This window comes from Cellulophaga omnivescoria (genome assembly GCF_001999725.1).
Taxonomy (GTDB): Bacteria; Bacteroidota; Bacteroidia; order Flavobacteriales; family Flavobacteriaceae; genus Cellulophaga; species Cellulophaga omnivescoria.
Map to the genome: position 1 here is coordinate 17,671 of NZ_MDDP01000024.1, position 22,964 is coordinate 40,634.

Annotated in this window: 25 protein-coding genes; 21 read left to right on the plus strand and 4 right to left on the minus strand. The window is 31.2% G+C overall.

Going from position 1 to position 22,964, the window contains the following annotated elements:
- Nucleotide 1 precedes the first annotated feature (1 nt).
- Nucleotides 2–3,217, minus strand: a complete 3,216-nt coding sequence (locus tag BFJ87_RS11465; protein ID WP_171974507.1) for a cytochrome c biogenesis protein CcsA — start codon at nt 3,215–3,217, stop codon at nt 2–4.
- A 107-nt stretch (nt 3,218–3,324) separates the two neighbouring features.
- The gene (locus tag BFJ87_RS11470; protein ID WP_077404484.1) at nt 3,325–3,726 is read right to left on the minus strand and encodes a group III truncated hemoglobin; all 402 of its coding nucleotides are present in this window, start codon (nt 3,724–3,726) and stop codon (nt 3,325–3,327) included.
- Between the two features lie 97 nt (nt 3,727–3,823).
- Between BFJ87_RS11470 and BFJ87_RS11475 the strand changes: the two genes are divergently transcribed.
- From BFJ87_RS11475 to BFJ87_RS11515, 9 genes are all read left to right on the plus strand, one after another.
- Nucleotides 3,824–4,198, plus strand: a complete 375-nt coding sequence (locus BFJ87_RS11475) for a hypothetical protein (protein WP_077404487.1) — start codon at nt 3,824–3,826, stop codon at nt 4,196–4,198.
- Nucleotides 4,199–4,231: 33 nt separating this feature from the next.
- A complete protein-coding gene (locus BFJ87_RS11480) occupies nt 4,232–4,996 on the plus strand; it encodes a Rossmann-like and DUF2520 domain-containing protein (protein WP_077404490.1) in 765 nt (254 codons plus the stop codon).
- A complete protein-coding gene (locus BFJ87_RS11485; RefSeq protein ID WP_077404493.1) occupies nt 4,980–5,507 on the plus strand; it encodes a KdsC family phosphatase in 528 nt (175 codons plus the stop codon). Before BFJ87_RS11480 ends, BFJ87_RS11485 begins: the two co-directional genes overlap by 17 nt.
- Nucleotides 5,508–6,098 (plus strand): Maf-like protein, encoded by a 591-nt coding sequence (locus BFJ87_RS11490; protein WP_077404497.1) that lies wholly within the window; start codon nt 5,508–5,510, stop codon nt 6,096–6,098. It abuts the gene before it with no gap.
- Nucleotides 6,099–6,132: 34 nt separating this feature from the next.
- Nucleotides 6,133–7,068, plus strand: coding sequence for a septum formation inhibitor Maf (locus tag BFJ87_RS11495; RefSeq protein WP_077404500.1), 936 nt, complete (start codon nt 6,133–6,135; stop codon nt 7,066–7,068).
- Entirely contained in the window at nt 7,065–7,610 is a 546-nt protein-coding gene (locus BFJ87_RS11500; protein ID WP_077404503.1) for a mechanosensitive ion channel domain-containing protein, read from the plus strand. Before BFJ87_RS11495 ends, BFJ87_RS11500 begins: the two co-directional genes overlap by 4 nt.
- A gap of 12 nt (nt 7,611–7,622) precedes the next feature.
- The gene (locus tag BFJ87_RS11505; protein ID WP_077404506.1) at nt 7,623–8,666 is read left to right on the plus strand and encodes a magnesium and cobalt transport protein CorA; all 1,044 of its coding nucleotides are present in this window, start codon (nt 7,623–7,625) and stop codon (nt 8,664–8,666) included.
- A gap of 121 nt (nt 8,667–8,787) precedes the next feature.
- Nucleotides 8,788–11,286: a PIG-L family deacetylase gene (locus tag BFJ87_RS11510; RefSeq protein WP_077404509.1), complete on the plus strand. Its 2,499-nt coding sequence runs from the start codon at nt 8,788–8,790 to the stop codon at nt 11,284–11,286.
- A 109-nt stretch (nt 11,287–11,395) separates the two neighbouring features.
- A complete protein-coding gene (locus BFJ87_RS11515) occupies nt 11,396–13,105 on the plus strand; it encodes a sodium:solute symporter family protein (protein ID WP_077404512.1) in 1,710 nt (569 codons plus the stop codon).
- A gap of 82 nt (nt 13,106–13,187) precedes the next feature.
- Here the strand turns inward: BFJ87_RS11515 and BFJ87_RS11520 are convergent, their stop codons facing one another.
- Nucleotides 13,188–14,033, minus strand: a complete 846-nt coding sequence (locus BFJ87_RS11520; RefSeq protein WP_077404515.1) for a DUF2911 domain-containing protein — start codon at nt 14,031–14,033, stop codon at nt 13,188–13,190.
- 107 nt (nt 14,034–14,140) lie between these two features.
- Nucleotides 14,141–14,992, minus strand: coding sequence for a hypothetical protein (locus tag BFJ87_RS11525; protein WP_139344237.1), 852 nt, complete (start codon nt 14,990–14,992; stop codon nt 14,141–14,143).
- Between the two features lie 188 nt (nt 14,993–15,180).
- On the opposite strand from BFJ87_RS11525, the gene BFJ87_RS11530 reads away from it, so the two are divergent.
- The 12 genes from BFJ87_RS11530 to BFJ87_RS11585 all read left to right on the plus strand — a co-directional run bounded on the left by BFJ87_RS11530 (nt 15,181) and on the right by BFJ87_RS11585 (nt 22,876).
- The gene (locus tag BFJ87_RS11530) at nt 15,181–15,840 is read left to right on the plus strand and encodes a TetR family transcriptional regulator C-terminal domain-containing protein (RefSeq protein ID WP_077404521.1); all 660 of its coding nucleotides are present in this window, start codon (nt 15,181–15,183) and stop codon (nt 15,838–15,840) included.
- Nucleotides 15,841–15,844: 4 nt separating this feature from the next.
- A complete protein-coding gene (locus BFJ87_RS11535) occupies nt 15,845–17,155 on the plus strand; it encodes an ABC1 kinase family protein (protein WP_077404524.1) in 1,311 nt (436 codons plus the stop codon).
- Between the two features lie 4 nt (nt 17,156–17,159).
- Nucleotides 17,160–17,774, plus strand: coding sequence for a flavin reductase family protein (locus tag BFJ87_RS11540; protein ID WP_077404527.1), 615 nt, complete (start codon nt 17,160–17,162; stop codon nt 17,772–17,774).
- Nucleotides 17,775–19,196: an SDR family oxidoreductase gene (locus BFJ87_RS11545; RefSeq protein WP_077404531.1), complete on the plus strand. Its 1,422-nt coding sequence runs from the start codon at nt 17,775–17,777 to the stop codon at nt 19,194–19,196.
- A 2-nt stretch (nt 19,197–19,198) separates the two neighbouring features.
- Nucleotides 19,199–19,474, plus strand: a complete 276-nt coding sequence (locus tag BFJ87_RS11550; RefSeq protein ID WP_077404534.1) for a TIGR03643 family protein — start codon at nt 19,199–19,201, stop codon at nt 19,472–19,474.
- 57 nt (nt 19,475–19,531) lie between these two features.
- Entirely contained in the window at nt 19,532–20,218 is a 687-nt protein-coding gene (gene folE / locus BFJ87_RS11555) for a GTP cyclohydrolase I FolE (protein ID WP_077404537.1), read from the plus strand.
- A gap of 4 nt (nt 20,219–20,222) precedes the next feature.
- Nucleotides 20,223–20,444 carry a hypothetical protein gene (locus BFJ87_RS11560; RefSeq protein WP_013622727.1) on the plus strand — a complete coding sequence of 74 codons (222 nt, stop codon included), beginning with the start codon at nt 20,223–20,225 and terminating at the stop codon, nt 20,442–20,444.
- A gap of 96 nt (nt 20,445–20,540) precedes the next feature.
- Complete coding sequence (locus BFJ87_RS11565; protein WP_077404540.1) at nt 20,541–21,224, plus strand: SDR family NAD(P)-dependent oxidoreductase; 684 nt, start codon at nt 20,541–20,543, stop codon at nt 21,222–21,224.
- A 15-nt stretch (nt 21,225–21,239) separates the two neighbouring features.
- Nucleotides 21,240–21,773, plus strand: coding sequence for a glutathione peroxidase (locus BFJ87_RS11570; protein ID WP_245799630.1), 534 nt, complete (start codon nt 21,240–21,242; stop codon nt 21,771–21,773).
- Nucleotides 21,774–21,775: 2 nt separating this feature from the next.
- Complete coding sequence (locus tag BFJ87_RS11575; protein WP_077404546.1) at nt 21,776–21,961, plus strand: Lacal_2735 family protein; 186 nt, start codon at nt 21,776–21,778, stop codon at nt 21,959–21,961.
- Entirely contained in the window at nt 21,948–22,409 is a 462-nt protein-coding gene (locus BFJ87_RS11580) for a TspO/MBR family protein (RefSeq protein ID WP_077404549.1), read from the plus strand. Before BFJ87_RS11575 ends, BFJ87_RS11580 begins: the two co-directional genes overlap by 14 nt.
- 2 nt (nt 22,410–22,411) lie before the next feature.
- Nucleotides 22,412–22,876: an SRPBCC family protein gene (locus tag BFJ87_RS11585; protein WP_077404552.1), complete on the plus strand. Its 465-nt coding sequence runs from the start codon at nt 22,412–22,414 to the stop codon at nt 22,874–22,876.
- The last annotated feature ends 88 nt before the right edge of the window (nt 22,877–22,964 follow it).

The following is a 22,964-nucleotide window of genomic DNA, read 5'->3' on the forward strand; positions in this document are numbered from 1 at the left end:
ACTATTTAGAATAGTTTACTTTAAACCTCCAATAGCTAATAGCTCCAAGTATTACTACACCTGCAGCTGTATACCATATAAACATAGGTGTAATTACTTGCGCGCCACTTGCATAACTATGTAAACCAGCTAAATAGAAGTTTACTCCAAAATATGTCATCATTATACTAGCAAAAGCTACTATACTTGTAAAGTTAAATAACCACTTACTACGTAAACCAGGTACAATTCTCATATGCACAACAAAAGCGTAAATCATAATAGATATTAATGCCCACGTTTCCTTAGGGTCCCAACCCCAATAACGACCCCAACTTTCATTAGCCCACATACCTCCTAAAAAGTTTCCAATAGTAAGCATTACTAACCCTGTGGTTAAAACAAGCTCGTTAATTATGGTTAACTCTTTTAGGTTAAGATCCATACGAGCTTTGTTCTTTTTATTTGTTAGCATTATTAAAATTAATGATGTAACACCAAGAATCATCCCCACAGTTAAAGGTCCGTAACTACCAACAATTACCGCAACGTGTATCATTAACCAATAACTATCTAAAACAGGTACCAGGTTAGATATAGATGGGTCTACCCAATTCTGGTGAGCTATCCACAATAACATAGCTGTAACAAACGTAGCTGCTGCTATGGTTAAATTACTTTTACGAGCAAACAGTAAGCCCATACCCAAAGTAGCCCAAGCTACATATATAATACTCTCGTAAGCATCACTCCAAGGTGCGTGCCCAGATATGTACCAACGTAATATTAAACCTGCTGTATGCCATAAGAATAATAAATATATTGTGCCTTTAAAAAAGTAAACTGCAACGCGCCAAATACTACGGTCTTTAAATATTTGAAAAATAAGAATTAAGAACAAAAACAAGCCCACAACCGCATAAGCTTTATACAGCACATTAAAAATGTTTAGCTTATTGTATATAACCTCTGTATTTATTTTAGTTTCTGAGGGTAAAATTTCTTCTCCATGGTTTAACTGGTTCTTTTTTAAACCAGTTAACATTTTATTAGCTTCTGTATAATCTCCAGATTCTCTTGCTTTTTGTAGTGCTATTAAATAATAAGGTATAGAGTTTTTTATAAAATTATCATACAATTCTTCTTGCGGTGGAAACTCTCCGCTATTACTTCTGTATTCTAAAGCAGATATCCACTTATTATTATCTACATTTAGTAAAGGAAAAATCTTTAAAATTTCTCCACTCAATGCTCTATTTAAAAGCCCTAATCTAATGTTAACATCTTTATAATCTTGCTGAAATTTGTTTGGATTGTTAGTGGCTGTAGCTTCAACCAAAAACGGATCTAACTTGTAGCTTTGTTTTTCATCAAAAAAGTCCATTAACGTTGCATAACGCTGTCCAGATGGTACTCCTATAACTTTACGTATACTATCATTGTATCCTTTTTTATCTATGGCAATAATGTGTGCATTAGCCCATAATTGTTGGTTAGACATCATAGATATAAACACTTGGTCCGATGTTAAACCTAAATATTTATCCTTTAAACTTAATTTACGCAGCAATTCAGATGTAAAGGTGTTTATGGGCTTCATACGTCCACCCTCATCCTGTATAACCAATTTACCAAACTCCTCTGCGTGCTCTTTAGATACTGCTGTAGCTAAAATTATAGAGTCTATAACCTCTTGACTAGGTAGTTCTGCGTGGTTATGCCCATCTCCTGGACTGTGCTCTTGAGCGTGATTATGACTATCTGTAGTTTTTGTCTGTGCCGTAACATTTAATAAACACCCTAAAAGAATGATTGTGGTAAGTTTTGCCTTTTTCGCTTTTATTTTATCCAATGAAACAGCCAAGTCTTTAAACCTAGTTTTACCAAAAAACATAATCCCCATTAAACCAGCATATAACATAAAATAACCAATATAGGTAATCCAAGTACCCCAAAAATCGTGATTAACAGATAATCTTGTACCTAGCTCATCTGGATCAAAACTGGCTTGAAAAAAACGGTAGCCTCTGTGATCTAATATATGATTCATAAAAATATCATAATCAAAAGGTTTTTCATCTTCAATAGTAACTTTACTCATAAAAGACGCATAACCTTTTTCTGTACCAGGATACTTTTCTGCTATAAAGTCATTTAATTTAATAGCAAAAGGCAACTCATGAATTTTAGATCCGTAAGCCATTCTAAATTCTAAATCACCAATTTTAAACGGATCAGAATACTGCATCATTCCTTTAGAACCTAAAAGTTTTTTACGTACCGTTTTGCCGTTTACTGTAATATCTAAAATTAAGGCATCTGGCATATTTTCTGTACGTTCCTCATCTGGAATACGTATAATTCCGTTTTTACCCTTTACCAAAGAATCTGGCATAACAAACTGCATATTTGCCATTTGGTATAAAGAACGCAATTGTAGTTTTTGTACGGTATCTTTTTTAACACCACCTTGTAACCTATCTGCCATACGCATAAATGTTCCTTCAAAAGGTGATTGTATGGTATAGCTAGAGTCTGTTGCGGTAATATTAATAGCTCCTTCTGTAGGTTTATTTAAAGCAAACAATACATTGTGTATACTTTGCACTACACCTTCTTCTAAATAATGATCATGACGACCACCACTACTAGATTCTACTATTTTTAAAAAGTTTTTTCCTTCATCTCCAATTATTAAACCTTCTTTAGCACCATCTATAAAACCAGCATATGCTATAGTGTATTCAGTCTTATCAAAATTTGTATGTATAGGCAAATTAGATTTTAATGCTTCTGCAGTAACTAGAATAGGATACTCTTGCTTTTTCTGCATTTTTACACCATCTTTTTTACCATATACAATTGTAGAGATATATGTTTTATCTGAAAAGAATACGTTTGCTGTTTCTCCTTCACGTATTGGCATCATTCCTTCATAACTAATATACCTAGTTACAAAAGCACCTATAATAATAAAAATCCAAGAAAGGTGTAGTAATAAAACCGCCCATTTTTCTTTACGCAACAAATTGTATCTAGCTATGTTTCCTATAAAATTAATTACAAAAAAGACCATAATAGCCTCAAACCAAACAGTGTTGTAAATCCATATTCTTGCTGTATCAGTGCTGTACCAGCTTTCAATAAATGTCCCAAAAGCCATTGCGGTTGCAAATGCTATAAATAAAAATGACATTAAACGTGTAGAAAAAAAGAACTTCTTAATTAAATTTATCATCTTGGATAATAGTAAATGAATTGGTTTGCAAAAATACGCCCTTTTTGTGTTTTTTTATACCTAAAACAACAATAAATGTGTTAATGAAAACCTAATGTTTAATCTGTTTATGAACTAAAGTTTTGTCTAGCTTTAAAAATATGAATGTGAATATTAGACCCCATATTACGAGCTCTATTTTTGGCTATAGTAACATTGTCTCCTTCAAAAAGTTCATCTAACGTTTCTAACCAATAATTTAACCAAATACCAAAATGCATCTCATTAATAGTATTATTAGTGTAATTATCCACTTTATTGTGTACCGCTATAGGGTTACCTTTATAAGTGCCACGCTCTATAAATAACTGATTACTCCAAAAATTGGTAAGGTGTAGTAAATGGTGGTCCCAATCTTTAATTATACCATTAAAAATAGGACCTAAAGTTTCATCTTTGCGTATTTTATCATAAAAAGATGAAACTAATAAAAATACATTCTCTTTGGTTGTGAGCTCAAGTTTTTTCATATTACAAATACTATTTAATACATTAGCAAATAATTAAGCCTGTATTAGTTACAAAACTAAACAACAAAGCCTTAATAACAGTTAAAAAAGTAGAATTATGTTTAATAGTACACCTCTTAAAAAGTATATTTATCACACCCTTTTTTTGGTGTTATTAACTTGTAATATTAGTTGTTCTAGTGATGATGATTCTACCAATAATGTGGAAGATGAACCAAAAGGAAATTGCATAGAAAATGGTGCTAAAATTACCATAGTAGGTAATCACAATCATACTTTAGAAATTGCTACGGCAGATATAATTAGCGGTGCCACAAAAGTATACACATTAATTGGCGCAACCGGTCACGAACATATGCTTACTATAACAGCAGAAGATTTTGCAACTTTAAAAACCAATAATGCAATTACTATAGCTGCAAGTACCAATGCAGGGCACACACACGCAGTAACAATTGGTTGTAAAGAATAATAGTTTTAAGTAGATTAGCTGTACTTTTGTAGTATGATTAGGGTAGTTATTATAGGGTTAGGAAATATTGGCACACACTTATACAATGCATTTAGTGCGTTAAACAATGTATCTATTGCAATGCTGTACAACCGTACAGAAACTGCATTACTGCCTTTTAAAAATAGTGTAAATACAACTACTAACATAAATAACTTACCAGATGCAGATGTGTACATAATTGCAATTTCTGATGATAATATTACTTCACTATCTACTGCGCTAAAACTACAAAACAAACTAGTTGTACATACTTCTGGTAGCGTACCTATATCTGTTTTAGATGATAAAAATAGAAAAGGATCTTTTTACCCATTACAAACGTTTAGTAAAGAAGCAGTAGTAGATTTTGCGCGTATACCTATTTGTATAGAAGCAGAAAACAAGACTGATGAAGCTTTACTTCTTCAACTGGCAGAAAGTGTTTCTAACAGTGTACATAAAATATCATCGGAACAACGAAAATCCATACATTTGGCTGCAGTTTTTGTAAATAATTTTAGCAATCATATGTATCAAATTGGGCAAGAAATTTGTGAAGCAAACAAGGTACCTTTCTCAATTTTATCACCTTTAATACAAGAAACCGTTGCAAAACTAAATACCTTATCTCCTTACAATGCACAAACTGGACCTGCAAAACGTAATGATATTGGTACTATGCAACGTCATATAACTGAACTAACAAATAATACGCATAAAGAAATATACAGCGTTATAAGCAAATCTATTACCAATACTTATGGAAAAAAGTTATAAAGAATACCTACATAATATTACCACTTTTGTTTTTGATGTAGATGGCGTTTTTACAGACGGATCTGTACTTATTACAGAAAACGGAGAATTACTACGTAAAATGAATGTTAAAGATGGTTACGCACTTAAAACTGCAATACAAAAAGGCTTTAATGTTTGTATCATTTCTGGCGGAACAAGCGAGGGTGTACGTACTAGATTTAAAGGTTTAGGCGTTAAAGATATTTACTTAGGCGCTCACCTAAAAATAGAACCTATAAAAGAGTACTTATCTACTAATAACATAGATCCTACAAATGTTTTGTATATGGGTGATGATATGCCAGATGTTCCTCCTATGAAACTTGTTGGTATGCCTACTTGCCCGCAAGATGCTATACCTGAAATTAAAGCCGTTAGTAAGTATATATCTCAAAAAAACGGAGGTAATGGTTGTGCCAGAGATGTTATTGAGCAGGTTTTAAAAGTACAAGGCAAGTGGAATGATAATTATAGCGCTAAAAACGACTAAATGCTTTCTGAAAAACTAAAAGATTACAACATTATATTGGCTTCTGGCTCTCCTAGAAGGCATCAGTTTTTTAAAGAATTAGATATTAACTTTAAGGTTGATGTTAGACCTATTGAAGAGGTTTTTCCTAATCATTTAAAAGCCGAAGAAATTACAAATTATTTAGCTGCACTAAAAGCTGAGCCTTTTAAGGCATCTCTACAAGAAAAAGATATTTTAATAACATCAGACACCATTGTTTGGCATAATAATGAGCAATTAGGAAAACCAAAAGATGCTGCAGATGCTATTAAAATGCTTACAAAACTATCTAACTCTTGGCACCAAGTAGCAACATCTGTATGTTTTACATCTAAAAACAAACAAATTACAGAAAGTCATATTACTAAAGTAAAATTTAAAGCTCTTAGCTTAGAAGAAATTACATATTACGTAGAAAACTACAAGCCATTAGATAAAGCTGGTGCTTACGGTATACAAGAGTGGATTGGCTTAATTGCTATTGAAGAAATTATTGGCTCCTACCCTAACGTTGTTGGCTTACCTACGCATTTAGTTTATAAAACTTTGTTAACTATAGCAAATACATAACATTTTAAGTAATTTTACTTAAAATGTATTTGTTATGAAAAAATTAGTTGAACTAGGTATAATAGCCGCTACGCTATTAGTATCTAATGCGTGTAAAGAAAAAATACAAACTCTAGATGTTGCTGCTGTTACTCCTGAAAAGGTTATTGAAAAAAAAGAACCAAAACCGCTGTCTAATCAATTTAAAAAGTATTGGTACAATGGTACTGCAGAAATAACATCGTACAATTTACAACAAGCTAGGTATGGCGAATTAAGACAAGGTTCTGCTGTTATGGTTTTTGTTACAGAACCTTTTAATGCTACAAAACAAGTAAAAGCAGATAAACCGGACAAAACAAGCGTTCCTGTTTTAAAGTTAAACAGCACTAAAAAATTTAATACAGGTATTTACCCGTACTCTGTAATGTCTAGCACTTTTTATCCGGTTGGTGATAATTCTGCTTCATTAAAAATTACAAATACTGTACAAGAATGGTGCGGACAAGTATTTTCTCAGTTAAACAATAAAGAAAATTTTGAGGTTTCTTCTTATTCTTATTTTGAAAGTGAAGGAGATGAAAAATTGACTCTAAAAAAAGATATATTAGAAAACGATCTTTGGGCAAAAATTAGAATAAACCCAAATGCCTTACCAAAGGGCAAACTAACTATTATTCCTTCTTTTCAGTACATTAGGTTTTCTCACAAGCAACTAAAAGCTTACAATGCTACTGCCACGGTAACTAATAATGATAATTTAACAGTGTACAGTATAAATTATCCAGAGTTACAACGCAATTTAAGCATTACATTTACCACCGCTTTTCCGCATACTATAGAAAGCTTTACAGAAACACACGCTAGTGGTTTTGGTGCTAATAAAAAAATGCTAACCACAAAAGCAACATTAAACAAAAGAATACAAACGGCCTATTGGCAACAAAACAGAAATAAAGACTTACATTTTAGAGATAGTTTAGGATTATGAATGAATTTATAGATGCACATCAAAATCAATTAATAAACAGCTTAATTTGTGTTTTAGCTTTTTTGTTTTTACGGTTTGTTACAGCAAAAGCAATTCGTAAAATAGGAAGAATAAGCGATATAAATAAAGTACGCACAAAGTTAATTATTAGGTATATCACCATACTTTATATGGCCATAAGCTTTATAGCACTTGTGTATATCTGGCAAGTAAATTTTGAAGATCTTGGTATAATATTTTCTTCTGTATTTGCTGTTTTAGGGGTAGCATTATTTGCATCTTGGTCTATACTTAGCAATATTACAGCTGGTGTAATATTGTTTTTCTCTTTTCCTTTTAAAATAGGAGACCGTATAAAAATACTAGATGGAGATTTTGCAGAGGAAGTAGATATTTTAGATATTAAAGCTTATCATATTTATTTAAAAAAAGATAATGGTGAACTTCTTACCTATCCTAATAATTTACTTTTACAAAAAGGTGTTGTAATTATTAATAAAGATGATAATAATGATGATACCACAGAGGGTGATTATATTTAAATAAGCAACTGTATGAAAAGAAAAAACAGACGTAAAGTAAATCCTTATTCTGATAAAAAAACGTTTAATATTGAAGCGTTTTTAGCAAACTCATCTTTAATTAATTATTCTAAAGAAAGCTACAGTTTATTAAAAGGAGAAGATTTAAAAGAAATATCTATCACAAAAGATACATCAGTTATTTCTTGGTTAAATATTTATGGTTTTCAGCATTCACAAGCTGTACGCAAAATAATTGCAGATAATAATATGGACGAGTTTTTAATAAACCTTGTCATAGATAACAACCACAGGAATAAGGTTATAGAATTAGACGATTGCTTTTTTTTAACATTAAAATCTCCTTATTATTCTGTAGAAAGTAATGAAACAATGTTTGAGCAAATGGTTTTTGTTGTTGGTGAAACCTACGTTTGGAGCATACAAGAGGTAGAAGGAGATCATTTTCAGCATTTAAGAGAGCGTATTGAAAAAAATTTAGGAATTATTAGAAAAAAAGGTGCAGATTACCTTTTTTACCTATTAATGGAAGCTATAATAGATAATTATTATATTGCTTATGATAAACTTACCGAAGCTAATATTGGTTTAGATAATTTAAATGAAACCAAACCTACACCAGAATTTGCACTAAAAGTTGAAAATAACAAAAGACAATTAAACCAAATTAAAAGGATGACTATTAGTATTAAAGATGCTATAAATCAACTAGAAAATATTGATTGTTTTGAGTTTGATATTAAATATTTTATTGAAATTAAAGAGCAAATTGGATTAATGAGTGATGAAATTGACTTTAACTTAAACCAATTAGACAGTTCTTTAAACCTTATGTTTAGCATACAAAACCATAGACTTAATGAGGTAATGAAAACCTTAACTATATTTTCTGTAATTTTTATTCCGCTTACCTTTTTAGCTGGTATTTATGGTATGAACTTTAAAAATATGCCAGAATTACAAACAGAATACGGTTATTTTATCCTATTGGGTGTAATGGTTTTGGTGTCTTTGGTGTCTATTTTTTTTATTAAAAGAAAAAAATGGTTTTCTTAAATCATTAACAGACACTATAAATAACAAAAAATAGTTAAAATATGGTGTTAAAGAACCTTTAAAATTAACTTTCTTAAGCGTAGAACTTGTTATATTTGAGCATCAACCAAAATTAACATTTATGCGCCAAATACTGGTATCTTGCGTAATTTTTACATTATGCATTAACTTAGGATTTTCTCAAGCTCCTAAAAAAAAATCGTCTACAGAAATTTATCACTCTTTACAAAAGCTAAACTTTTTAGGTTCTGCGTTGTACATTGCTGCTCATCCAGATGATGAAAATACCAGGTTAATATCTTACCTATCTAACAACGTAAAAGCCAAAACAGCATATTTATCTTTAACTCGCGGAGATGGCGGACAAAACCTAATTGGACCAGAAATTAGAGAACAATTAGGTGTATTACGCACGCAAGAATTACTTGGTGCACGTAGTAAAGATGGCGGAGAACAATTTTTCTCTAGAGCAAATGATTTTGGTTACTCTAAACACCCAGAAGAAACATTAGCTATTTGGAATAAAGAAGAAGTTTTAGGAGATGTTGTACAAATTATTAGGCAATATAAACCAGATGTAATTATTAATAGATTTAACCACAGAACTCCTGGTACCACACACGGTCACCACACTACATCTGCAATGTTAAGTGTAGAAGCTTTTGATTTGGTTAATGACCCTAAAGCCTACCCAGAACAATTAAAACTAACAGAAACTTGGCAACCAAAACGTATGTTTTTTAATACATCTTGGTGGTTTTATGGTAGTGAAGAAGCTTTTAACAAAGCTGACAAAAGCAAACTAATGAAATTAGATGTTGGTGTCTTTTACCCAATACTGGGCGTATCTAATAATGAAATTGCTGCACTTGCTAGCAGTCAACATTTATGCCAAGGTTTTGGTAGAGTGTCTACCAGAGGAAGCCAAGATGAGTATATAGAACTTTTAAAAGGCGATATGCCTAAAAGCGATGATATTTTTGAAGGTGTTAATACAACTTGGTCTAGAATAGATGGCGGCGTTGCTATTGGAAAAATACTAAAAAAGGTTGAAGAAAACTTTAACTTTAAAAATCCCTCTGCACATTTACCACAACTTATAGAAGCCTATAACCTTTTACAAAAATCTAAAGATACACATTGGAAAAATATTAAAACAAAAGAGCTAGAAGATATAATTACAGCCGTAGCTGGTTTGTATTTAGAAGCTAATGCAAATAATACTAATAGCACACCTGGTGGCAACTTTAAGGTATCTATAGAAGCATTAAATAGAAGCACTGCAAACATTGTTTTAAAATCTGTAAACGTTGGTGATACTACCCTAACACCTAATATTTTGTTAGAAAACAACACAAAGCAAAACCTAACTTTAGATGTTGCTGTACCAGCAGATACAAAATACACTAGCCCTTATTGGTTAATGGAAAAAGGTACACTAGGTATGTACACTGTAAAAGATAAAAAACTAATAGGCAAACCAGAGACACCAAGAGCTTTTAATGCAGATTTTGAACTTAGTATTAACAATTACACTTTAACTATTACTAAACCTGTTGTTTATCACTACTCTAAACCAGACAAAGGAGAATTGTACAGACCTTTTGAAGTTTTACCGGAAGCTAGTGTTGGTATAAAAGATAAAGTTATTATTTTTTCTGATGAATCTTCAAAACAAATACCAGTAAGAGTTAAGGCTTTAGCAAATGATATTTCTGGCGAAATAGAATTAACTTTTTCTAAAGGGTGGAAAGTAGCTAATGCAAAGCAAAATTTTAATATTAAAAAACGCGGAGACTCAAAAACAATTACATTTACTGTTACGCCTCCAAATAGCGAATCTGAAGGTTCTATTTTACCGGTTGTAAAAATTAATGGTAAAGAACTGAATAAAGAGCTTGTAGTCATATCTTATGATCATATACCTACACAATCTGTTTTATTACCGTCTGAAGCCAAAGTAGTACGTTTAGACATTAAAAAAACAGGAAAAAACATTGGATACATTACTGGTGCAGGAGATAAAATTCCTGAGAGTTTAGAGCAAATTGGCTACAATGTTTCTACCATAGACCCTAACAGCATCAACACTGCTTCATTAAAAGGTTTTGATGCCATTGTAGTTGGTATTAGAGCATACAACGTGGTAGATGAATTAAAATTTAAACAACACTTTTTATTAGACTATGTTAAAAACGGCGGTAATTTAGTTATTCAATACAATACAGCCGGCCGCAGCAAATTAGGAGTAGATAACCTTGCTCCTTACCCATTAGAGCTATCTAGAGACAGAGTTACTAATGAGTTTGCAGAAGTTACCATTTTAGCAAAAGATCATCCTGTGGTAAACACTCCAAATAAAATTACTGCAAAAGATTTTAACAATTGGGTACAAGAACGTGGTTTATACTTTCCTAACAAATGGGGTAAAGAATTTACTCCTATTTTAGCAATGGCAGATAAAGGAGAAGAGGCAAAAAAAGGTAGTATTTTAATTGCTGCTTATGGAAAAGGAAATTACGTATATACGGGAATTAGTTTTTTTAGAGAATTACCTGCCGGTGTACCAGGGGCATATAAATTATTTGCCAATTTATTATCACTTCCTAAAAAAGAATAAAACACTATGAAAGATAAATTTATTTGGAAAAAAGAATATTCTTGGGTGTTACTTTTAAACTTAATGTATGCCATTGTTTTTTTTATAATAATGAAAATTTACAATTAGTATGGCAGAAATAGATTGGTATTTACTTATAGGAACACTGTTATTTATTGTAGGTTTTGGCGTATACAAAACAAAAGGAAGTAAAAATGTAAACGATTATGTTTTAGGCGGCAACCAGTCTAAGTGGTGGACAATTGGGTTGTCTGTAATGGCTACACAAGCTAGTGCAATAACATTTTTATCTACACCAGGACAAGCCTATAACTCAGGAATGGGCTTTGTGCAATTTTACTTTGGTTTACCATTAGCTATGGTAGTAATATGTATGGTTTTTGTACCATTATATCACAAACTAAAGGTATACACTGCTTATGAGTTTTTAGAAAACAGGTTTGACGTTAAAACCAGAACACTTGCTGCGTTTTTATTTCTAATTCAGCGTGGCTTAGCTGCTGGTATAACCATTTACGCTCCTTCTATTATTTTATCTGCAGTACTTGGTTGGGATTTAAGAATTTTGAATATTTTAATTGGCATTCTGGTTATAATTTACACCGTATCTGGCGGCACAAAGGCAGTTAGCGTTACCCAAAAACAGCAAATGTTTATTATTATGCTGGGTATGTTTGTAGCTTTTTATTTTATTTTAGATTATTTACCAGACGATATAACATTTAGCAAAGCCTTAAAGGTTGCAAGTGCAAGTGATAAATTAAATATTTTAGACTTTAGTTTAGACACACAAAGTAGGTACACTGTTTGGAGCGGATTAACTGGTGGATTTTTCCTGTTTATGTCTTATTTTGGTACAGATCAAAGTCAAGTACAGAGGTATTTATCTGGTAAATCTGTAAGAGAGAGTCAGCTTGGCTTAATATTTAATGGTATTTTAAAAATTCCAATGCAATTTTTTATTTTATTGGTTGGTGTAATGGTATTCGTATTTTATCAATACAACGTATCTCCCTTAAACTTTAATCCTGCTGCTACTGCTAAAGTAGAAAACTCTATTCACGCAGAAGACTACAAACTTTTACAGGAAGAACACAAGTACATAACAGAGCAAAAAATAGTTGCCCAAAATAAATTATCTGTAGCAATAGACCAAAATAACAGTAGCGCTCAAAAAAAAGCTAAGCAAGAAATAATAGCTTTAAATGCACAAGAAAAATTAGGGAGAGACGCTGGTAAAAATTTAATTAAACAAGCAGATGATTCTGTAGAAACAAATGATACAGATTATGTATTTATTCACTTTATACTAAATTATTTACCACAAGGAATTATAGGACTTTTACTGGCTGTAATATTGTCTGCCGCTATGTCTTCTACAGCATCAGAACTTAATGCTTTGGGTACTATTAGCGCTTTAGATATCTACAAAAGGAGCATTAAACAAGGAGAAACAGAAGAACACTACGTTAAAGCATCTAAAGTACTAACACTAATTTGGGGTATTTTAGCCATATTAATTGCCTGTGTAGCTAGCTTGTTTGATAATTTAATACAATTGGTAAACATTATAGGTTCTATTTTTTACGGCAACGTATTAGGCATATTTTTACTAGCATTCTTTTTTAAATATGTTAAAGGAAATGCGGTATTTGTAGCTGCAATTATTACACAAGTTATTGTAATATTTGGCTGGGCTTTTGACTGGATGTCTTATTTATGGCTAAATGCTTTTGGTTGTGCTTTAGTAATTTCTATTGCTACAATGCTAGAAGGTTTTGATAGAATGATGAAAACTAATGCTGATTTAGATATTTAGAAAATTAACTTATTTAGGTTTCTAATTTAAAAAAACCCGTAAAACATTTAGCTTTACGGGTTATATATTCTAAGGATCAAAATTATTTAACTCCCCACTCTTTTAAAGAGTCTTCATTCATTTTAATATAATCTGCATTACCTGCTTCTTTAGAACCAGCTAAAGACTTTTTAGCAGTTTCTATAGCTTTTTTCTTGTCTCCAGCTTTAGCATAAATTAAAGACAGCTGTCTTAACTGGTAAAAAGCAGGTTTCTCCATCATACCTATAGCTTTTTCCATCCAAGTTTTTGCTTGGTTAATATCTTTACCAGCTTCTTTATAATAAACCGCAGCAGCATAGTAGTCTTGTGCACTTGGGCCATTCATTGTTTTTGCAATTGCATCAGTAACTGTTTTATCTGTTGGTACTTCAAACTTAGCTCCTACATAAACATCTTCCCATAAAATACCTAAAACAGCAGAGTTAGATGTTAAGTCATCAAAAGTCATAGTAAATGTTTCAATTTTCATAGGCATTTTTACAACTTCTGCGTTTATTGTTGCAGCAACCTTAGACTCATCCCAAGCTCTTGGTGTACCCCAATTATTTGTATCTGCATAAAAAATAACTTCCCAAGTATTTTCTCCTGGTTTAGTAAATACTGCATAAGAACCAGCCTTTACTTCTTTACCGCCAATAGTTACATTGTTACTAAATGTAATTATTGTATTTTTATTTGCTCCTGTTCTCCATAATTTAGAATAAGGTACTAGGTTACCAAAAACTTCTCTTCCTCTCATAGATGGTCTAGAGTACTCTAAAGTAACATCTGTTAAACCTACTTTTTGTTCTATTTTAGTAAACGGACTAGGTTGTGGTGTTTCAATTTGTGCTTGTACTCCTGTTAAGGCAAATACAGCTACCAATAGTAATGCAATTTTTTTCATTTGATTTATAGTTTTTTAAGTTTCTTCAAAATTAAGGCACACCCAAGCCTTTAAATGTTAACAAAACCTTAAATTTTATAAAGTAAAAACTGCTACTAAAATAACAACTATTTGCCATCTAACTTGTAAATACTGGCACTAGCTCCCAATTTTGTAAAGGACTCAGAAGACATATAGTAGCCACCATTAGGTAAGGTAGCAATCCCTTCCATTTGTACAAAACCAATATCTAATTGTGTTCTTTTTGTAACTCCGGCAAACAAATTAGTATTTGTGCTATTGTTTACTTCTACCACAAATGGCATCATAAACATATTGTAGCCAACCAAAACTACTTTATTACTTTTGGTATTATATGTTGCCCCTGTTACCAAGCCTTTAGTATTGTATTCCCCTACTTTTGTTGCTATATATTTTCCTGGTTTTACAGGTATTTTATAAGCGGCTGTTTTTTTACCTCTCCACTGCTTTGTTAAAATATAAAGTTCATTATTTTTATAAAACATAGCTTCTGCATCAAAGTCATTACTACCCTTACGCTTATTGTCTTTTTTATCTGGATAACTATAGAAAATTTTTTCAGCAGAAACTTTTTTAGATGTTTTTATAGCCTCTTTAGAAATTTTATAAACAACTAAGTCTTCTCTATCTCCCCAATAATTACCAAAGTCACCTACATAAATATAATTTAGGTCCTGCGCTAAATCTTCCCAGTCTATATTTTTAGCATTTACAACCTCTATTTCTTTTTCTATCTTAAGTGTTTTATTATTTAATTGATATAAAATTGGTGCATTACCAGAATCATTATGAGTAATTAACATATCATCATAATAAAGTAAACCTGAAGACTCGGAAACAGCATCGGGCAAAACGCCTACCAAAGTGCTACTTAATTGTCCAAAAAGCACACCCAAGGACAGAGCAGAAATATATAAGAATACTATTTTAATCTTCATCAATAAATACTTAGTTTACAATTAGCTACAAAACTAAGTGTAAGTTATAAAACCATAAATACTTTTAAGTAAAACATAACATTTTAATGCTCAAAACGTCAGTAAAACCAGGATAAGTAAATTTTTGTCTAATCTTTTTAATAATTAGTTAGACATTTTTGTATCTTTGTTTAAGAAAAACAAAAATTATGGCAAAAAAAAAGAACATATCAGCAGAGGATATTATCAGTTTTTATATGGATTATGTATTAGAAAACGAAAAGCAACCGTCTTCTGTATACAAGTTCTCTAAGTCCAATAATTTTGATGAAGCTATTTTTTATAATTTCTTCAATTCTTTTGAGACATTAGAAAAAGAAGTATTTAATGCGTTTTACAACCACACAATAAGAGCTTTAAAGGCAGACAAAGCTTATGAAGATTTTAATAGCCGTACTAAGTTACTAAGCTTTTACTATACTTTTTTTGAGATGCTTACAGCTAATAGAAGTTATGTTGTTTATGCACTTAGTAAACATAAAAACAAACTAAAAAATGTAAGTATGTTATCTACACTTAAAAAGAGTTTTGCTACATACATTACATCCTTAGAAATTGAGACTATTGACCTTAAACAAGAAAAGTTAGAAAAAATTCAGCAAAAAACAATTACTGAATCTGCTTGGTTGCAGTTATTAATTACTCTTAAATTTTGGTTAGATGATACTTCTTCATCTTTTGAAAAAACCGATATTTTTATTGAAAAAAGCGTTAATACTACGTTTGATTTGCTAGACACTAAACCTTTGCAAAGCATTATAGACTTAGGAAAGTTTATTTATAAAGAAAAAGTTAATATGAACTTGTAAGCCTATGAAAACTATAGATACAATACCTACATCTAAAATACAACGTGCTAGTAAACTAGTTACAACAGGAGCTAAAGTTGGTGTTAATTATTTAAAATATTATGGAGATAAATTAACCAAGACTGAAACTGAAGCCAAGGAGCGATTGAACAAAAATAACGCAGAAGATATTTATGACAGTTTAAAGCAGCTTAAAGGTAGCGCTTTAAAAGTGGCACAAATGTTAAGTATGGAGAAAAGCATACTGCCACAGGCGTATGTAGAAAAATTTTCTCTTGCTCAATTTTCCGTTCCTCCGTTATCTGCTCCTCTGGTGCAAAAAACATTTAAAAAATATTTTGGAAAAACTCCAAACGAAATTTTTGATACGTTTAATGTAAACTCTGTAAACGCAGCTAGTATTGGACAGGTGCATTACGCAGAGGCCAATGGCAAAAAACTAGCAGTTAAAATTCAGTATCCAGGTGTTGCAGATAGTATATCTACAGATTTAGCTATGGTAAAGCCTATAGCCATAAAAATGTTTAATATTAAAGGAAAGGACTCCGATAAATATTTTTCGGAAGTAGAAAATAAGCTTATAGAAGAAACAAATTATTTGCTAGAAATTAAGCAAAGTAAAGAAATGGCCAAAGCCTGTAAGCATATACCAAATTTAAAATTCCCAGAGTATTATGAGCAATTTTCATCGGAGCGCATAATTACAATGGACTGGATGAAAGGAGAACACCTAAGTGAATTTACTGCCCATAATAGCGATCAAAAGAAAGCCAATGTAATTGGACAAGCCCTTTGGGATTTTTATATGTATCAAATGCACGCTCTACGTAAAGTACACGCAGACCCACATCCTGGCAATTTTTTAATATCTAACAAAGGAGAATTAATTGCTTTAGATTTTGGATGTATAAAAGAAGTGCCAACAGACTTTTACATACCCTATTTTGAATTGGCAAAACCAGAAATTATTAATAATCATGTTTTGTTTTCACAAAGAATGCATCAATTAGAAATATTAAAAGAAGAGGATACTAAAGAAGAAATAGCTTTTTTCTCTGATCTTTTTTATGAAATGTTAAGTTTATTTACAAAACCATTCCATAATGAAACGTTTGATTTTTCGGACCCTGTTTTCTTTAATCAAATTGCAGAATTAGGAGAAAAGTATAGCAAAAGTACAGAACTGCGTAAAATGAACGGAAATAGAGGCTCTAAACACTTTATTTATATAAACAGAACATTTTTTGGACTTTATAATTTAATGTTTGATTTAAAATCTAAAGACATTAAAATAAACAACTATTTATTGCTCTAAAACAATGATAAAATACAACACCAATAACATAAAAGAACTAGAACATTTGTTTAAAATTAACTTAATAAACAGTGCAACTGGTTACAAATCTGCCAACTTAATTGGCACTAAATCTGTAAACGGACAAGAGAATGTTGCTGTTTTTAGTTCTGTTGTACATTTGGGTTCTAACCCCGCATTGTTAGGTTTTATTTGTAGGCCAACAACAGTACCTAGACATACTTACAAAAATATAATAGAAACCAAAACATATACAATTAACCACATACACCAAGATATTTTAGAAGATGCACACCATACATCTGCTAAATACCCAGAGAACATATCTGAATTTAACAAAACCAATTTACAGCCAGAATATATAGGTAACTGCACTGCCCCTTTTGTAAAAAATGCTCCTGTACAATTAGAGTTAAAATTTATAGAAGAAATGAATATTGTTGCTAACGATACAATTTTGGTTATAGGAGAAATTATCAATTTATATGTAAAGGAAGATCTTTTACAACAAGATGGATTAATAGATTTATCTAAAGGTAAAGTGGCAGCCATTAATGGTTTAGATGCTTATGCAGTGCCAGAAACAAACATAAGATTTGAATACCAAAGACCAAAATAAATGAAAATACTAGTAACAGGTACAACAGGCTACATAGGCAAAAGACTAGTGCCCCTTTTAATTGAAGAGGGCCACAATGTTGTATGTGTTGTTAGAGACAAATTAAGAGCTGAAGAATGGTATAAAAACGAACCTTTAATTACTGTTGTAGAGGCAGATTTTTTAAAAAAGAGTTCATTACAAGCCATTCCTAAAGATATTGATGTAGCTTACTACCTAATGCATTCTATGTCTAACTCTGCTACCAATTTTAAATCGTTAGAAGAACAGTGCGCCATTAATTTTAAAAATTACATTGAACAAACCAACACAGAGCAAGTAATTTATTTAAGCGGAATTACTAATGACCCTAAACTATCTATGCATTTATCTTCTAGAAAGTTAGTAGAAGAAACACTTGCATCTAACAAATATGCTCTTACTACATTTAGAGCTGGTATTATTGTGGGATCTGGTAGTTCTTCTTTTGAAATTATAAGAGATTTGGTAGAAAAATTACCGGTAATGGTTGCTCCTAAATGGCTAAATACCAAAACACAACCTTTAGCTGTTAGGGATGTTCTTTTATTTTTATCCAAAGCTCTATTAAAAAAGGAAGTTTATAATAAAGGGATAGATATTTTTGGACCTAATGTACTTACCTACAAGCAAATGCTATTACAGTTTGCAAAGGTTAGAGGCCTTAAAAGAACAATAGTTACAGTACCTGTAATGACTCCCAAATTATCATCATACTGGTTGTACTTTGTAACATCTACATCATATAAACTAGCATCTACACTTGTTAAAAGTATGGGGGTAGAAATTATAGGTAAACCAAGCAATATTAATTCTATTTTAAACATAGAGCCTATTAGTTATAAGAAGGCCGTAGAATTAGCTTTTGAGAAGATAGAACAAAATAGCATTGTATCTAGCTGGAAAGATTCTATTGTTAGCAGTGGTAGATTAAAAGCCAATTTACATAAATACGTAAACGTACCAAAATATGGTTGCTTTACCGATTATAAAGAGCGTAAGGTTACAAACAAAATTAAGACTATTAATAAAATTTGGGCTATAGGCGGTCCTACGGGCTGGTATTACGGTACAATATTATGGAAATTTAGAGGGTATTTAGACAAACTTTTTGGAGGCATAGGCTTACGAAGAGGAAGAACAAGCGCTACAGATTTAAGCTCTGGCGATGCATTAGACTTTTGGAGGGTAATATTTGCAGACAAAGAACAACAAAAATTACTCCTTTATGCAGAAATGAAGTTACCCGGCGAAGCTTGGCTTGAGTTTAAGATTGAAGAAAACATATTAAAACAAACTGCTACTTTTAGACCACGAGGTTTGGCAGGTAGGCTGTATTGGTATAGTGTACTTCCTTTTCATATGTTTATTTTTAATGGAATGATTAACAAATTAGTTGCATAAAAATGAGTTTAACCATACAACAAATAGACCGAATAATTGAAATGGCTTGGGAAGACAGAACTACTTTTGATGCAATTAAATTTCAATTTGGATTAACTGAAAAAGAAGTTATTACTCTAATGCGGACAGAAATGAAACCAAGCAGTTTTAAAATGTGGCGAAAAAGGGTGCAGGGACGTAAAACAAAACACGCAAAACTGAGAACATTTGTTAGCGGACGTTTTAAATGTAGTAGACAAAAACAAATTACAAATAACACTATAAGTAAAAGATATTGAATAAACTGTTTTATATAAATAATAAGTAGTTTATTGCCATAATTATTATAAAATATAATGAGTATAAATACCATAAATTTAGCAAACATAGCCAACAACATATCTGTAGAAGATATAGGAGATGATCATTTATTTACAGGTTTAGAAACACCTCTAAAACCAGACGCCTTTGTCCTTTCTGATGAAGAGAAAAAAGAGAAAATAGAAAAACTATTTGGACAAATTATGGATGTAATAGGGTTAGATTTAACAGATGACTCTTTGCAAGGAACACCAAAACGTGTTGCAAAAATGTATATAGATGAAATTTTTTGTGGTTTAAACCCAAAAAATAAGCCAAAAATTGCTTTATTTGAAAATAAATACCAATATAACCAAATACTTGTTGAAAAAAACATTACATTTTACTCTAATTGCGAGCATCATTTTGTTCCTATTATAGGTAAAGCACACGTAGCGTACAAATCTTCTGGTAAAGTAATAGGTTTATCTAAACTAAACAGAATTGTACAATACTACGCTAAAAGACCACAAGTACAAGAGCGCTTAACCAACCAAATTGGCGTGGAGCTCCAAAAAATATTAAAAACAGAAGACGTTGCTGTAATTATAGATGCAAAACATTTGTGCGTAGCATCTAGAGGTGTAAAAGATGATACATCTACAACAGTAACTGCTTTTTACGGTGGTGAGTTTAACAGCGCCACAAAAATAACAGAAATACAAAACTATTTAAAACATTAACAATATGGAGATTATAGATAAAGCATTAGAGTTTGAGAAGAGAAAGATGAAGTCATTATCTAACAGCGAAAGAGTTGAAATTTCTCGTGAAGCTAAATCCCTTATTCTTGAACTAAATACTATTTATAAAGAAAATAAGGACGAAGAAATTATGGATTTAATGAAGCGTCTTACTGCAATAAAACGTAAAGTAGAGAAAAGGCTAAATATGCAGCCTCTACCATAGTGTTGCTACCATAAAACACCTTAAAATATCTAAAAATAATTGGCAAATTATACTTGTCCAACAGGTATTCCTTTGCTCTAATTTAAAATAATATTAATGAAAACTACTGTTATTGTTGGTGGTAGCAAAGGAATAGGATTTGCCATTACTAAAGAGCTTATTAACACACAAAAAATTATTGTTATTAGCAGAACTGCACCAGAGTTAGAGCATCAAAACCTAACACATTTTAGCTGTGATATTCTCACAGATAATTTACCTAATTTGGAGGCTATAGACAACCTAATATATTGCCCTGGAAGTATTAATCTTAAGCCCATAGGCCGTTTAAGTATTGAAGATTTTAAAGAAGATTTTGAAATTAATGTTATAGGTGCAGTAAAAACTATTAAACATTATTTAACAGCTTTAAAAAAAGGGCAGCAACCCACCATATTACTTTTTAGTACTGTAGCTACAAAGTTAGGTATGCCATATCATGCAAGTATTGCTACCGCTAAAGCCGGTGTAGAGGGCTTGGTTAAATCTCTGGGAGCAGAACTTGCACCCACAATACGTGTCAATGCTATTGCGCCAACTGTAACAGACACAGATTTAGCTGCAAAATTATTACGTAATGAAAAAATGATTGAAAATATTAAAGAAAGGCATCCTTTAAAACGTTTTTTAGACCCAACTGACGTTGCACATATGGCCAGTTTTTTAATTAGTGAAAAAACACAGAGCATTTCAGGCCAAATTATGGAGGTTGACTGTGGAATTGTAAATTTTAAACTTTAAATGAAACTATTAGTTATGATTACATTACTTACTATATTTTCTTCTTGCTCATCTAAACAAAAAGTTAAGCCAAGTTTCAGCATTTATGACATTAAAGTTACTGGCCTAGAAGGTAAACCAATTAATTTAGGAGACTATAAGGGTAAAAAAATACTATTTGTAAATGTAGCATCTAAATGCGGTTTTACCGGTCAGTATAAAGAATTACAAGAGCTTTATGACACTTACAAAGAAAACCTTATGATTATAGGTGCGCCCTGCAATCAATTTGGTAGCCAAGAATCTGGTACTGAGGAAGAAATTAAAACTTTTTGCCAGAGAAATTATGGCGTATCATTTGTAATGACAGAAAAATTAGATGTAAAAGGTGCTAACCAACACCCACTTTATGCTTGGCTTACAAATAAAGACATAAACGGGAATACCAGCACCACCGTAAAATGGAATTTTCAAAAATATTTGATTGATGAAGAAGGTATGTTTGTAGACTACTACTACTCTACCACAAATCCTTTGAGTAAAAAAATAACTAAACATTTAACTAAATAATTATGTTTGGACTATTTAAAAAGAAATCTCAATTAGAGAAATTACAAGAGCAATACAAAAAACTTATGAAAGAATGTCATGTACTTTCTGCAAGTAACCGTAGTGCTAGTGATGCTAAATTTGCAGAAGCCGAAGCTATACAAGATAAAATAGCACTGTTATTAAAAGATAAACATGAAACTAATTAAACATATTGTTTTATTTTTAATACTAAATTTTAGTGCTTTAGCATTAGGTGTTTTATTAATGGATAACGGAGCACAATCTAATTGGTACGTACAACTAAATAAAGCTCCTTGGACACCTCCAGGTTGGGTTTTTGGTACTGCTTGGACCATTATTATGCTTTGTTTTGCAGTTTACTTAGGTTTTTTAGCCAAACACAGCAAAAACTTTAAGTTTATTTTACTATTCGCCATACAATGGTTTTTAAACGTTGGATGGAATTTTGCATTTTTTAATCAACATTACATAAGTATAGGTTTAGTACTAATTACAGCATTAACTTTACTAGTAATTTATATGTTTTACAAGTACAAGTCTATTGTTAAAAATATATCAATATTAATTTTACCATATATTATTTGGTTGTGTATAGCTACATCATTAAATGCATATATTTTAATTTATAACTAAATATGAAAATATATACTTTACATAAAAAACAAAAACTACCTATTACCATAGACCAAGCCTGGGAGTTTTTATCAAAACCAGAAAACTTAAAAACTATAACGCCAGACTATATGGGGTTTATTATTTTATCTGGTGCAGATAGGCCAATGTATCAAGGACAAATAATACAATATATTGTTACTCCAGTTTTAGGTATAAAAACCAAATGGGTTACAGAAATTACGCATATGGTAAAAAATAAGTATTTTGTAGATGAGCAACGTTTTGGCCCGTATGCTTTATGGCACCATAAGCATTTTATTAAAGAAATAGAAGGTGGTGTAGAAATGGAAGATATTATAGACTACAAAGTTCCTTTTGGAATTTTAGGCCAAATGGTTCATCCTTTTTTAGTAAAACCTAAATTAGAAGAAATATTTAAGTACCGAAAAGATAAATTAGAGTCTTTATTTGGTACTTTACAGTAAAAAAATAGTAAAGCTTTAAAAAAACACAGGGTATTTTACTTTTTTTTTAGTATTTTAAGCATAAGCTAATTACAAACCTAAATTACAC

Coding starts and splice junctions, on each gene's coding strand:
- BFJ87_RS11465 (WP_171974507.1), bottom strand. CDS start 3,217: ATGATAAATTTAATTAAGAAGTTCTTTTTTTCTACACGTTTAATGTCA.
- BFJ87_RS11485 (WP_077404493.1), top strand. CDS start 4,980: ATGGAAAAAAGTTATAAAGAATACCTACATAATATTACCACTTTTGTT.
- BFJ87_RS11515 (WP_077404512.1), top strand. CDS start 11,396: ATGGCAGAAATAGATTGGTATTTACTTATAGGAACACTGTTATTTATT.
- BFJ87_RS11475 (WP_077404487.1), top strand. CDS start 3,824: ATGTTTAATAGTACACCTCTTAAAAAGTATATTTATCACACCCTTTTT.
- BFJ87_RS11580 (WP_077404549.1), top strand. CDS start 21,948: ATGAAACTAATTAAACATATTGTTTTATTTTTAATACTAAATTTTAGT.
- BFJ87_RS11565 (WP_077404540.1), top strand. CDS start 20,541: ATGAAAACTACTGTTATTGTTGGTGGTAGCAAAGGAATAGGATTTGCC.
- BFJ87_RS11520 (WP_077404515.1), bottom strand. CDS start 14,033: ATGAAAAAAATTGCATTACTATTGGTAGCTGTATTTGCCTTAACAGGA.
- BFJ87_RS11525 (WP_139344237.1), bottom strand. CDS start 14,992: ATGAAGATTAAAATAGTATTCTTATATATTTCTGCTCTGTCCTTGGGT.
- BFJ87_RS11585 (WP_077404552.1), top strand. CDS start 22,412: ATGAAAATATATACTTTACATAAAAAACAAAAACTACCTATTACCATA.
- BFJ87_RS11470 (WP_077404484.1), bottom strand. CDS start 3,726: ATGAAAAAACTTGAGCTCACAACCAAAGAGAATGTATTTTTATTAGTT.
- BFJ87_RS11550 (WP_077404534.1), top strand. CDS start 19,199: ATGAGTTTAACCATACAACAAATAGACCGAATAATTGAAATGGCTTGG.
- BFJ87_RS11495 (WP_077404500.1), top strand. CDS start 6,133: ATGAAAAAATTAGTTGAACTAGGTATAATAGCCGCTACGCTATTAGTA.
- BFJ87_RS11505 (WP_077404506.1), top strand. CDS start 7,623: ATGAAAAGAAAAAACAGACGTAAAGTAAATCCTTATTCTGATAAAAAA.
- BFJ87_RS11490 (WP_077404497.1), top strand. CDS start 5,508: ATGCTTTCTGAAAAACTAAAAGATTACAACATTATATTGGCTTCTGGC.
- BFJ87_RS11540 (WP_077404527.1), top strand. CDS start 17,160: ATGATAAAATACAACACCAATAACATAAAAGAACTAGAACATTTGTTT.
- BFJ87_RS11530 (WP_077404521.1), top strand. CDS start 15,181: ATGGCAAAAAAAAAGAACATATCAGCAGAGGATATTATCAGTTTTTAT.
- folE (WP_077404537.1), top strand. CDS start 19,532: ATGAGTATAAATACCATAAATTTAGCAAACATAGCCAACAACATATCT.
- BFJ87_RS11480 (WP_077404490.1), top strand. CDS start 4,232: ATGATTAGGGTAGTTATTATAGGGTTAGGAAATATTGGCACACACTTA.
- BFJ87_RS11575 (WP_077404546.1), top strand. CDS start 21,776: ATGTTTGGACTATTTAAAAAGAAATCTCAATTAGAGAAATTACAAGAG.
- BFJ87_RS11535 (WP_077404524.1), top strand. CDS start 15,845: ATGAAAACTATAGATACAATACCTACATCTAAAATACAACGTGCTAGT.
- BFJ87_RS11570 (WP_245799630.1), top strand. CDS start 21,240: ATGATTACATTACTTACTATATTTTCTTCTTGCTCATCTAAACAAAAA.
- BFJ87_RS11500 (WP_077404503.1), top strand. CDS start 7,065: ATGAATGAATTTATAGATGCACATCAAAATCAATTAATAAACAGCTTA.
- BFJ87_RS11545 (WP_077404531.1), top strand. CDS start 17,775: ATGAAAATACTAGTAACAGGTACAACAGGCTACATAGGCAAAAGACTA.
- BFJ87_RS11560 (WP_013622727.1), top strand. CDS start 20,223: ATGGAGATTATAGATAAAGCATTAGAGTTTGAGAAGAGAAAGATGAAG.
- BFJ87_RS11510 (WP_077404509.1), top strand. CDS start 8,788: ATGCGCCAAATACTGGTATCTTGCGTAATTTTTACATTATGCATTAAC.